The organism is Vibrio makurazakiensis, assembly GCF_050337375.1.
In the GTDB taxonomy this organism is placed as follows: Bacteria; Pseudomonadota; Gammaproteobacteria; order Enterobacterales; family Vibrionaceae; genus Vibrio; species Vibrio makurazakiensis.
On record NZ_JAKJSW010000023.1, the window covers coordinates 1 to 12,132 of the forward strand.

Sequence of the window (12,132 nt, forward strand, 5' to 3'; positions counted from 1 at the left end):
CAGTGACTGCTATCGATAAAAAATTAGATACGAAAAGCAACGACATTGAACAGCTTTCAAGCATTCAAACTCAAGTCAGTGACGAGCTAAAACAGCTTCAAAACCAAACTGCAAAACTGCAGCGTGAGAGCCAGGAGCTGAAAGCAAAACGTAATCGAGCGAAGTCTGCTTTAGATAAGCAATACAGCCGTTTACTAGAAGATCCTGAAATTGACTTAATTTCTTTTCAAAAAAGCTACCAAGACTCTTGGTCTGCTGTAAAAGCGAATCAAGTAGAAGTGTTGGAAAACCAGCAAGCACTTAGTGAAACAGAAATTCGCCTTTCACAGCTAAAACAAAAGAAAGCTCGCCTAAACAACGAATACGCAAACCTTGAAGAATCTAAAGTTGAAGCTCGTGTAAAACGCATTGCGACTGAGCTGCGTGAAAGTGCTGTTCTTGAAACAAGCTACACAACCACATGTTCATCAACAATGACCCTTGGCGAATGTGTCAATCAAGGTAAGCAGCTTACTAATCAAAAAGCCGTTAACACTTTTAAGCAGAACTTGCTTGAGCAGCTCACTGAAAGCTCAATTGCTAAGCAAAACCTACAAGGTGTTCAGCTAAATATCCATGTTCAAGACAGCCAAATCATCAAAAGTGGCTTCTCTGGGAACAATGCCTACTTCACTCAAATGCAAGCTCAGCTACGAGCTAAACCAGAAGCGGTTGCGGCTTGTAACCTGCTTAACGTTTCAACGCGTTACTGCCTAAGCGGTAATCAAGCAGAGTCAGTGAAGAAAAATGACAAGCAATGGGCAAACATTACCGTTCGCTCTGATCAATACAACGATGCTGTTACCGTTAATGGTGTGAAATATGGCAGTACGCCCGTTGAGATCTCTTTACCATCTGGTCGTCATCAAGTAACTGTATCCAAACAAGGCTACGAAACGTATAGCCGAACAGTTACGGTTAACGGCAGCGATACTATTTGGATAAAACTATTACCAAATAAAAACAGCTAATATTTAGCGATATTTCACAAAGCTGAATTTAAAGCGCCATTTTGTTACCAAGTTACGCAGATAACTTCGGACAAAATGGCGTTTTCGTTTAGAATAATGGTTTATTCCCAACTTTGATTGAAGTAGCCCGTTATGCGACCTGGTTTTCCAACTTTATTATTAGCACTTGCTCCTAGCTTAGTGACTCCATTTGTATTAGCAGAAGCTCCTCCGCAAACCGTCACATCAATCGAAAGCCTTCTGTTCACTAAGCACTCTGAACTGTCTGACGTTCAAAAGAAGTTATCTGAAAAGCAAAACCAAGTGGATAACCAACAAGCTTTAGTATCTCGTTTATCTAAAATAACAGAACAGGCTGAATCAAAACTCCAATCAGCAAAAGTGGGGTTAGAGAAATCCTACGCACGTATGATAGATGAGCCTGAACTCGACATGTCTCAAGTTCAAGCAAGTTATCAAGACGCATGGGCATCTCTGAAGAACGCACAAGCTGAGCACCTTGAAGCTCAGCAGAAACTTCAAGATTTAGATGTTGACCTATCGATGATCAAAGCTGATGTATTAGTCGCAGAATCATCCATCAATGCATTACAGCAAAATAAGCTTAGGGCTAGAGTTGAACGTTTAAGAAATGAGTTAACGCAAACCACCGAAAGCAAAGTTAGCTTTACCAATACCTGCCAAGCCGATATGACGTTAGCGCAGTGCTCAAACCAAACAACTGACCTAGCTTTGCAAAAAAGCGTAAATCAATTTCAAAGAAGTATCGTAGAGCAAGCAACCGAATCAGCTGTTATTAAGCAAAACGTTGGTAGCGCTTCACTTAATATCCACGTATTAAGCCACGATGTATCTACAGCTAACTTCTATGATAACAACAAGCATAAAGCCGTCATTGACGCGACTTTAGAAACTAGGCCAGCCAAGAATGCCCCATGTAAACTATTGGGTATCGAGTCTCACTATTGCTTTACTCCTAGTGAGTCAGAACAAGCAGCCGAAACACAAAAAGAGGTTGCTTGGGTTAGCCTAACGATTCGCTCAAATCAATATCAAGATAAAGTGTCTATTGATGGGGTGAACTACGGCAGTACACCTGTAGAAGCTATGTTGCCTGTCGGCTCCCATATGGTGACTATCTCGAAAGAAGGCTACAAATCTTTCCATCAAGAGCTAGCAATTAAACGCGATCATAACCTACGAGCAGTTTTGCGTGAAAAGCAAAACGAGCTCAATATCGGTGACACATTTGCCGACAGCATCAGTGACCAGCGCCATGCACCTGAGGTGGTTATCGTAGGTTCAGGTGAGTACTTAGTTGGTGAAAACTCAGCGCAACAAGTTCGTATCACGCAATCTTTTGCACTAGCCGCAACACCAACCAGCGTCAGTGACTTTAAAGCATTCATTGAACAAACGGGCTACCAAACCGACGCTGAACTCAAGAACACCTGTAACGCCTTCGAAAATACAGAAGTCACACCAATTCCAGACAGTTACTGGAGAAACCCCGGCTTTAAGCAAAGTGGTAATTCTCCTGTGGTCTGTATTAGCAAAAATGATGCAATAGCCTATACAAAGTGGTTGTCTAATCAAACAGGGTTCACCTACCGCCTTCCTACTGAAGTTGAATGGGAAGTCGCAGCTCGTTCAGGCAAACAAACCGATTACTGGTGGGGTGACAGCTTTGGTACAGGCAACGCGAATACTGGTTGGGCAGGAACACCTTGGTCAAATAACAGTACGTCACCGCTAAAGTCATTCCCAGCGAACAGTGGTGGTTTCTACGATATGGTAGGTAATGTATGGGAGTGGACTAGCGCCCCAACTGGCATAGCAAAAGGTGGAGCTTGGAGCTTCTCACCAAGCGAAGCTAAAGTGTATAGCGAACTCCACGCTTCAAGCTCGACCTCAGCAAACTACCTAGGATTCCGAGTTCTACGTCAGTTATAACGCTTTTTTACTCGTGGTTTTATAAAGGGGGGATTTCCCCCCTTTTTTGTGCCTGATGCATTAGGTACTGTAACGCCATGACGTAGTTATGTCGCGTTATCGGACGAACTACCTGGATACAGGCATACCCTCGCTTGTGTTTAGATGTCTTCTACATGTCGACAAGTAATATCTTGTCTTTGCCAGCCCTTCTTCAGGCTGGCTTTTTTTTGCCTGTAGATAACCTTTCACCTGTGATGTGAATAATTTGTGAGCACATCTAGTTTTATAGTCCACGGTAGAGTGCAAAATCAGCATTTAACGCTTTTCATGCAATACAGAGCTATGAGTAACTGATATCATATTGAAAAGTTTATAAATGAGACTCATCACTTGAAAGAAAGCCTTTCCCCAGCCGAGCGCTCCCTCTTTCAACAACTTCCCGGTTGTTGGGGCTGTAAAGACTTAAACTCCGTTTTTGTCTATGCTAATCAAGCCTACGCAGATTTGATTGGTGTCGACTCAGGTAAGCATTGTATCGGGCTGAGTGATTTTCAAATGCCAAGCCAAACTACACAATGCGCGCAAGACTTCCAAGAACAAGATCAATACGTGATATCGACCGGCAAAGCACTTAAGGTTCTCGATATTCACCCCTATCCAGACGGGCACTGGCACGCACATATATTTACCAAGACTCCTTGGTTTGATGATCAAGGCAATGTTCAAGGTACTATTTTCTATGGACAAGAATTAACGGACACAGCCATTCTGGAAGTCGCCCACTGGGTTTGTCGTGCAACAGGACTAAGCTCTAATTCTTCAATAAAAGCATCACAACAATCCAAGCTGATGGCTCCTTTGTCGACTAGAGAATCAGAGATCTTGTTCCTACTTCTCTATGGAAAAAAGCCACAATATATAGCCAGCTCTATGCAAATCTCCATCAAAACCGTTGAAGGCCATGTCGCGCGCCTACGGAATAAGTTTCAAGCCACCAGCAAACACCAACTTATTGAATTTGCCCTTGATTCCGGTTACGGCTCGGTGATCCCTAAGACGTTACTCAAAAAACAAGTTTCTGTTGTATTGCACAGCGACGTCACTTAGCGCAAGCAAGATCAAAAACGCCCATGAACATATATCCATGGGCGTTAATTATTCTTAAATGCTAATCTCAAGCTAAGGCGCTAATCTGTCGATGTCCCAACTCTCATTATCTCTTGAGAATAGGAATCGGTCATGCAGGCGATGCTCACCACCTTGCCAAAATTCAATGCTTTCAGGCTCAACTCTGAAGCCTCCCCAAAAACTAGGGACTGGGATCTCACCATTCGCGAATTTCTGCTTTAACTCTAGGTACTTACCTTCCAAAATACCACGAGCTGAAATACGACTACTTTGCTTACTCGCAATCGCCGCTAACTGGCTTTCTTTTGGACGAGAAGAGAAATACTTCATGTTCTCTAACGGGCTAAGCTTCTGCGCGATGCCTGTAACATGCACTTGACGCTCAATAGGATGCCAAGGGAAGTGCAGACTGATCTTACTGCAATCTTCTAGATGCTGAGCTTTGCGACTTCCAAGGTTGGTATAAAAGATAAAACCATCTTTGTCGCACCCTTTAAGTAATACGATGCGCTGGAAAGGTTGACCGTTCTTATCAACCGTCGCCACGGTCATTGCCGTCGGGTCAGTCAGGTTAGCTTTAATTGCTTGTTCTAGCCAAAAGTTAAACTGGTCAATAGGATCAGCTTTCAAGTCTTTTCTACGTAACCCGCCTTGAGCGTACTCACGTCGAATATCATTCAGTTCCATCTATAAACTCCTTGGAATTTTTCTGTGATTTTGCGCTCTAATACTTTGAAACACAAGTCCACTCAATCTGATTTTATGTGCTACGTAACTCAATGTAAGCCAGATCGCGTTAATATTGTGGCGACGCTGATATCATTCGGAGATTCTGCGACTACCTTTCGAGGCTACCTTGAGCATTTCCAAGCATTTTTTGTCTACGCCCTTCATGCTTTTAGCTCTGGTTCTAGGTGTTATCGGCCTAAACTCTACTCATCAGCTTGCCAAACACTACCATACCCAACAGTTGACGGAACAACTCAATGAATCAGCCCGTAAAGCGAATCAACAGTTGGACTCAGAGCTTGTCAAATTTCAGCAAATCCCAGATCTCTTGAGCAATGATCCAAGGCTGTCAGACTATTTCAATAACCCTAACAGTAAAATTAAGCTCAACCCTCTACTACACAGTTGGGCACGACAAAGCCTAGCCGATACTATTTACGTTCATAACTTATCGGGAGAAGTGGTCGCATCCAGTAACTATCAAGACCATAACAGTTTTGTCGGTGAAAACTTCGCTTACCGGCCATATTTTCATCAAGCCGTACAAGGTGTAGATGCACAGTACGTGGCGCTTGGAGCACGATCCAATGTTCGAGGCTACTTCTTATCTGCTCCGCTATTCAACAATGAAGAAATTTTTGGCGTAATCACCGTCAAGGTCAGCTTAGAAAACATAGAGCAACTGATCACAATTGAAAATTCAGACATTCTAGTCATCGACCAAAATCAGGTCGCTTTCCTATCCAGCAATGAAAATTGGTTATACCAATCAATACAAACGCTGCCCGAAACAAAACAACAAGAGATTGAACGCTCACGCCAATACGGTAATGAATCAATATCTGCAATTTCCTTTTTTGGAAAGCAGCTGCCTGTAGAACAAGACCTGCTAGCGAATCAATTGCTCACAAGAGATCAATTCAGTTTATACCCTCTGCCTTTTAACAAAAATGGCTACCAAGTCATCGCTATAAAGCAGTCTGGTGATCTGACAAAAAGCATTATTCAAGCCGACATTATATTTTTTATTATCTACAGCCTGGTGGCTCTGATCGCTTGGTCTTGGCGACAAACATACAAGGCAAAAGCAGAGCTTATCAATGTGAATCAATATTTAGAAACGACGGTTGAAAAACGAACCCAACATCTACAACAAGCGAATCAACAGCTCCAACATACCGTCCATCAATACCAACAATCTCAGCAACGTTTAAAGCAGACGGAAGAAGAATTAACTCAAGCGGCCAAACTTGCAGTACTAGGTGAGTTGTCAGCTAGTATCAATCATGAAATTAATCAGCCGCTGGCCGCTTTAAGAACCTACAGCGAGAACAGTTTAAAGTTACTGGCTATGGATAAGTACGCTATGGTCGAAGCGAACCTGAAAAAAATGATTGAGCTCAACTCAACGATCTCTGAAATCATTGCCCGCTTAAAAGTATTTACAAGAAAAGTTACCAAGCAAGAACACCATCAGGCAAGCCTGCATGACTCTATACACAATGCCACCAGCCTTTTGAGTACTCAATTCATCCACCAAGGTATTACGGTTCGATTACCGACAGTACCTCCAGATATCATAGTTAGCATCCACCCTACTGAACTGGAGCAAGTTCTCGTAAACCTTATACATAATTCAATTCAAGCACTTAGTGAACATGACTCACCGCAAATAGGTATTGAATGGCAAGTAGATAACACTTATTGTAATGTTACCGTATGGGATAATGGTCAGGGTGTTGAACCGAATAAGTTAGGGCAATTGTTTGATCCATTTTATACCTCAAAGCCAGAAGGACTTGGATTGGGGCTCTCTATTTCCAAAAGAATAATAGAAGCATACAACGGCACTTTAACTGCGCAGTATTTGCCAGCTAAGGGGATGCAATTTTCTATCAAGCTGCCTCAGTTTAAGCCCGACTCACTCGCTATGCGTAAGGAAGCTCAATAGTGATGTTAGATATTTACTTCGTGGATGATGAGCCAAGAATTAGAGACTCTGTTCAGCAAGCATTGATGATTGAAGGCATTGACGCGACGTGCTTTCCAAACGCCGTAGAAGCGCTTGCCACTATCGACAGCTCACGTGCGGGCATTATTATCACTGATATACATATGCCAGTGATGGACGGTATAGAGTTCACTCGCCAAATACTCAAACATAACCCTCACTTTCAAATCATCGTACTCACTGGATATGGTGATGTAGAAACAGCAGTTTCGGCGATGAAAGCTGGCGCTTATGATTTCCTTGAAAAGCCTTTTTCAACGGAAAAACTACTCACAGCGATCAATAAAGCACGCGACAAACTATCACTTGTTCAAGAAAACCATTTATTGAAGAAAGAGCTTGAGATGCAAGTTCAGGTAGGACCTAAGCTCATCGGCCACTCGAACACTATGGTAGAGCTTCGCCGTCAACTCATCTCGATTGAAAGCCCACAAGACAGGCTAATCGCAATCTTCGGTGAAGTGGGGACAGGCAAGCGTATTACCGCCCAATACCTCCATGATTTACATAGTGACCCAAGCAGTGAAATGCTACCTATCCCCGCTTTTGAGATAGCTCCTTACTCAGAAACCGTATTCAAAGATCTGATCCGCCAACAGTTAGCGAAGGCAATGGGCGGCAGCCTTTACATATATCAAACTGAGCAATGGGAAAATCATCACTGGCAATGGTTAGAAAGTTGTAAAAACAACGATGCTCGAATCATCGTGTCTTCCAGTTCTATTCAATTAAACGATATGAGCGGATTTCAGGTTTTCCAATTGCCAAATTTAAGCCAACGCTTAGAAGATATTGGCCCCCTCTTTAAGCATTTTGTCCGAGGGGCTGCTAGTCGTTACCAGTTACAGCCCCCCGTCATTACTCACCAAGAAATATCACAGCTTCAACAATACTCTTGGTCAGAAAACATCAAACAGCTCAGGCAGCACGCAGAAGTCAGAGCCTTACGTAACGACAAACAGGAGCTCGACGCTAATCCAGAAACAACGAACAGCGAGCTAAACTCTCTAAACCAAAGGATTGATGTATTTGAGCAACTATTATTAATTGAAGCACTGCATCGTCATGATGGTCGATTGAAGGATGTACAACTAGAATTACAAATATCCCGTAAAACACTCTACGATAAAATGAAGAAGCATCAGCTCGACAAAGTTAATTATAAGATGAAAACATTATTATAAATTATTAGTTGTAAGGGTCATATAAAACAAAACCTTAACTTTTAGTTGAACTAAGAATACACTCAAGGCGTGTTAGCCATTTTAACGAGAACAAGGATGAGCAATGAGCAAAAAAGCTCTTAATAAACTCTCAACAACCGAGCTTGACTACGTAGACGATAAAACCGCTGCGTTACTCTTGAATACACCAACAAGCGCACGAATTATGTTGTGGGTTATTGTGACGTTTTTTATTGCTGCCATCTTTTGGGCATCTTGGGCTCAGATAGATAAGGTAACAGTTGGTCAGGGCAAGGTTATCCCCTCTTCTCAAATCCAAGTCGTACAAAACCTAGAAGGTGGCTTGGTAAAAGAAATCCTAGTAAGAGAAGGCCAGCAAGTTCAAAAGGGTCAACAATTGCTGTTAATTGATGATACGCGCTTTCGATCTGACTTTAGAGAGCGAGAGCAGCAAGTAGCCAACCTTACAGCCAGCGTTTTACAACTTTCAGCGTCATTAACCAGTGTTGTTATAAATGAAGATGCTTCAACAGAAAGCTGGGAAAATAGCGTTAGCCTTGACTACAACAGACTTGCTTTCCCTCCAAAATTTCATGAGTTACAGCCAAAACTTGTTGCTCGCCAAAAAGCCGAATACCGCCAAGATTTAAACAATCTGAAAAACCAACTTTCTGTTTTTGACCAACAAGTTAAGCAAAAAGAACAAGACCTAATAGAAATCATTGCCCGAGTTGAAAACCTTCGACAAAGCTACCGTTATGCGAAAAAGGAACTTGAAATCACCAAACCGCTCGCCGATGAAGGTGTTGTTCCTCGTATCGAACTCCTGAAGTTGCAGCGCCAGGTAAATGATACGCGACGCGAGCTCACGTCAAGTGAATTGAAAATTCCAGTACTGCGATCAGCCATTCGAGAATCTATGCTCAGCCGTATTGATGCAGCGTTGAAGTTTCGTTCAGAACAACAAGAAAAGCTTAATCAGGCACAAGACAAATTATCTTCTCTTACCGAATCCGCAGTGGGGCTTGAAGACCGTGTAAACAGAACCGTGGTTGTCTCTCCGGTAACGGGTACAGTCAAAACACTGGGTATCAACACGGTTGGTGGTGTAATCCAGCCAGGTATGGACATTGTCGAGATTGTTCCAACCGAAGATTCGCTATTGGTTGAAGCTAAGATTGCGCCTCAAGACATTGCGTTCCTAAGGCCACAACTAGAAGCCATCGTTAAATTCAGTGCTTACGACTTCACGAAGTACGGCGGGTTAGAAGGCCAGCTTGAGCATATCAGTGCCGATACTACCCAGGATGAAGAAGGCAATAGCTTCTATATCGTTAGAGTTCGTACTGATAAGCATAACTTTGGCCAGAATGAAGAACTGCCTATCATTCCAGGAATGACGGCTTCAGTCGATATCATTACAGGTAAGCGAACGGTTTTGGAATACTTAATGAAACCAATATTAGGTGCGAAGAATAACGCCCTTAAAGAGTAGGTAAGGATACCCATGCAAGACTCATCACCGAATTACAACCAAAGAGCCGTTGAATGAAGTATCGGCTCTCGCTGCTCATAATATTAGCGACCTCATTTTCCTCTAGCGCTCTCAATACCAAAGAGCAGCAATGGGTAAATGCGGTCACTTCTACCTATGGGGAAAGAGCAGGAAAACGAGTAACGACCTGGCGTAATAATCTAAGCCAATATAAAAAGCTTTCAGAAAAAGAAAAACTCACTGCGGTGAACGGCTTCTTTAATCAGCTCTACTTCGTTAATGACATTAACTTATGGGGAAAAAATGATTACTGGGCAACGCCTTTAGAGTTCCTTGGAAGTAATGCTGGCGATTGTGAAGACTTCACTATCGCTAAGTACTTTTCATTACTGGAGCTAGGCGTCTCAGATAAAAAACTCCGCCTTGTCTACGTTAAAGCTTTGGAACTCAACCAGTTCCACATGGTTCTTGCTTACTACACCTCCCCAAGTGCAGAGCCGTTAATCTTAGATAATATTAACCCTCAAATTAAAAAAGCCTCTAAACGAAGAGACTTACTGCCGATCTACAGCTTCAACGGTAAAAATCTATGGCTTATGAAGTCATCGGCAGGAAGCGGAAAATTGGCTGGTAAATCATCGCGCTTAAGCCTTTGGAATGATCTCCGTTCTCGCGAGCGTAACCTCAAATTAAACAAACCCATTATCAATTACGATGAGTAGGTACAATGACTTTATATAAACAACTCGTAGTCGGAATGGTAGCGGTCTTTATCCTGTTGATGGCATCCGTCTTCATGATTGAGTTCAACACCACCCGAAATCACTTAGAGCAACAACAACGATCTGAAGTGAACAACACCATCAATACCGTAGGTCTAGCGTTAGCGCCATACCTAGAAAATAAGGATCCTGTCGCTGTAGAATCTGTTATCAACGCTTTGTTTGATGGCAGCTCTTACTCAGTTGTTCGACTTATTTTCTTAGATACGGGTGATGAGATCCTACGTTCGTACCCAATTAAGCCTAATGGTGTGCCTAAATGGTTTACGGATATGCACCTATTCCAAAAAATCCATGATCGCCGAGTAGTCACCAGTGGGTGGATGCAACTTGCTGAAGTGGAAATCGTCAGCCACCCTGGCTCAGCTTATGAACAGCTGTGGCAATCGTTCTTGAATCTATTAACTGCATTTGCTGCGATATTTGTCATTGGTATGGCTGCAATTTCATTAATCCTAAATAGAGCGCTGCGTCCACTGACTCTCATTATCAGAAAGATGGATCAAATCGCGAATAACAATTTTGGTGAACCACTCCATAAACCGAAAACCAAAGACTTAAGATTGGTCGTCGATGGCATCAATCGCATGTCTTCTCAAGTCGAGTTGTCATTTAAAAACCAAGCCAAAGAAGCTCAAAAGCTGCGTGAACGTGCCTACATTGATCCTGTATCACACTTAGGTAACCGTGCGTTCTACATGAGTCAACTCAACCAATGGCTAACTGAGTCAAGTGTTGGTGGCCTTGCCGTATTACATGCACAATTTGTGAGTGATGAATACGAAGAGAAAGGCTACCAAGAGGGTGATGAGCTCGTTCGCCAATTAGCTGATTTGCTAAAAACCTCTATCACTACGCAGGGCGTTACCATCGCACGTATCTCTAAAGATGAGTTTGGTTTCATCCTACCTAATATCGACGAAAGTGAACTCAAGCTATCAGCCGACAGCATCGTGACTTGTATTCAGGGCTTACAATCAGACCCTACTGGAATGGCTGATGCTGACCTTTCACTAGGCGTAACCTACAGTAGCCGCAGCAAAACCAGCACCGAGATAATGTCACTGGCAGATAATGCGTTGTCACTGGCGAAAGCGAACCCAGAACTCAAATACGGCTACATTTCTGGCGATGAACAAACCAACATTCTTGGTAAGCAACAATGGCGTAGCTTAGTCGAAGAAGCGATCCATAATAATGATATTACGTTCCGCTTCCAGGCTGCCAACAATAGCTTCGGCAAGACATTCCACCAAGAGGTGTTCTCTGCCATTGAAAAAGACGGGACACGCTATAGTGCAAACCAATACTTGTTTGCTCTAGAACAACTTGAGTGCGGTCATATTCTTGATCAATACGTAATTGAAAAGATGCTAGAGAAACTAAACTCTGGAGAAGTCACTCATCCAGTGGCGATCAACTTATCACCAAGCAGTGTTTCTCAACCAAGTTTCATTCGTTGGCTAGGTAAAATACTGGCGAGCAATGCTTCGCATACAAGTCAGCTTCATTTTGAAATACCAGAAAACTGCTTTGTTCACGAACCTCATTACACTGCACTTTTGTGTAATACAATTCGAAACTCAAAAGCGGTATTTGGCGTAGATAACTATGGTCGTAACTTCCAGTCTCTTGATTACATCAATGAATTCAGACCGGAATACGTGAAGCTCGACTACTTGTTCACGCACAACTTAGATGATGAAAAACAGAAGTTCACGCTTACTTCAATCTCTCGTACGGCACATAACTTAGGTATCACTACTATCGCCTCTCGGATTGAAACTCAGACACAGTTAGATTTCTTGTCTGAACACTTTGTTGAAGTGTTCCAAGGTTTCATTGTAGACAAATAGTT

Annotated in this window: 9 protein-coding genes; 8 read left to right on the forward strand and 1 reads right to left on the reverse strand. The window is 42.7% G+C overall.

From position 1 onward, the window contains the following. The first annotated feature begins 2 nt into the window (after window positions 1-2). The 3 genes from L4C33_RS03475 (at window position 3) to L4C33_RS03485 (ending at window position 4,052) form a co-directional block, all read left to right on the forward strand. Complete coding sequence (locus tag L4C33_RS03475; protein ID WP_428811061.1) at window positions 3-1,010, forward strand: PEGA domain-containing protein; 1,008 nt, start codon at window positions 3-5, stop codon at window positions 1,008-1,010. Window positions 1,011-1,142: 132 nt separating this feature from the next. Then, complete coding sequence (locus L4C33_RS03480) at window positions 1,143-2,963, forward strand: formylglycine-generating enzyme family protein (RefSeq protein ID WP_428811062.1); 1,821 nt, start codon at window positions 1,143-1,145, stop codon at window positions 2,961-2,963. 372 nt (window positions 2,964-3,335) lie between these two features. Beyond that, window positions 3,336-4,052, forward strand: coding sequence for a helix-turn-helix transcriptional regulator (locus L4C33_RS03485; protein ID WP_428811063.1), 717 nt, complete (start codon window positions 3,336-3,338; stop codon window positions 4,050-4,052). A gap of 72 nt (window positions 4,053-4,124) precedes the next feature. Here the strand turns inward: L4C33_RS03485 and pdxH are convergent, their stop codons facing one another. Beyond that, entirely contained in the window at window positions 4,125-4,760 is a 636-nt protein-coding gene (gene pdxH / locus L4C33_RS03490; protein WP_428811064.1) for a pyridoxamine 5'-phosphate oxidase, read from the reverse strand. A 205-nt stretch (window positions 4,761-4,965) separates the two neighbouring features. Here pdxH and L4C33_RS03495 point away from each other — a divergent pair, with 205 nt between their 5' ends. The 5 genes from L4C33_RS03495 (at window position 4,966) to L4C33_RS03515 (ending at window position 12,130) form a co-directional block, all read left to right on the forward strand. Next, window positions 4,966-6,753, forward strand: coding sequence for an ATP-binding protein (locus L4C33_RS03495; RefSeq protein WP_428811109.1), 1,788 nt, complete (start codon window positions 4,966-4,968; stop codon window positions 6,751-6,753). Window positions 6,754-6,755: 2 nt separating this feature from the next. Further along, on the forward strand, window positions 6,756-7,997 hold the full coding sequence (locus tag L4C33_RS03500; RefSeq protein ID WP_428811110.1) for a sigma-54-dependent transcriptional regulator: 1,242 nt from the start codon (window positions 6,756-6,758) through the stop codon (window positions 7,995-7,997). Between the two features lie 103 nt (window positions 7,998-8,100). Beyond that, window positions 8,101-9,492 carry an HlyD family type I secretion periplasmic adaptor subunit gene (locus L4C33_RS03505; protein ID WP_428811065.1) on the forward strand — a complete coding sequence of 464 codons (1,392 nt, stop codon included), beginning with the start codon at window positions 8,101-8,103 and terminating at the stop codon, window positions 9,490-9,492. Window positions 9,493-9,545: 53 nt separating this feature from the next. Next, window positions 9,546-10,214: a transglutaminase-like cysteine peptidase gene (locus L4C33_RS03510; RefSeq protein WP_428811066.1), complete on the forward strand. Its 669-nt coding sequence runs from the start codon at window positions 9,546-9,548 to the stop codon at window positions 10,212-10,214. Between the two features lie 5 nt (window positions 10,215-10,219). Further along, window positions 10,220-12,130: a bifunctional diguanylate cyclase/phosphodiesterase gene (locus L4C33_RS03515; protein WP_428811067.1), complete on the forward strand. Its 1,911-nt coding sequence runs from the start codon at window positions 10,220-10,222 to the stop codon at window positions 12,128-12,130. Window positions 12,131-12,132: the final 2 nt, after the last annotated feature.

Coding starts and splice junctions, on each gene's coding strand:
- L4C33_RS03480 (WP_428811062.1), top strand. CDS start 1,143: ATGCGACCTGGTTTTCCAACTTTATTATTAGCACTTGCTCCTAGCTTA.
- pdxH (WP_428811064.1), bottom strand. CDS start 4,760: ATGGAACTGAATGATATTCGACGTGAGTACGCTCAAGGCGGGTTACGT.
- L4C33_RS03495 (WP_428811109.1), top strand. CDS start 4,966: ATGCTTTTAGCTCTGGTTCTAGGTGTTATCGGCCTAAACTCTACTCAT.
- L4C33_RS03500 (WP_428811110.1), top strand. CDS start 6,756: ATGTTAGATATTTACTTCGTGGATGATGAGCCAAGAATTAGAGACTCT.
- L4C33_RS03505 (WP_428811065.1), top strand. CDS start 8,101: ATGAGCAAAAAAGCTCTTAATAAACTCTCAACAACCGAGCTTGACTAC.
- L4C33_RS03510 (WP_428811066.1), top strand. CDS start 9,546: ATGAAGTATCGGCTCTCGCTGCTCATAATATTAGCGACCTCATTTTCC.
- L4C33_RS03515 (WP_428811067.1), top strand. CDS start 10,220: ATGACTTTATATAAACAACTCGTAGTCGGAATGGTAGCGGTCTTTATC.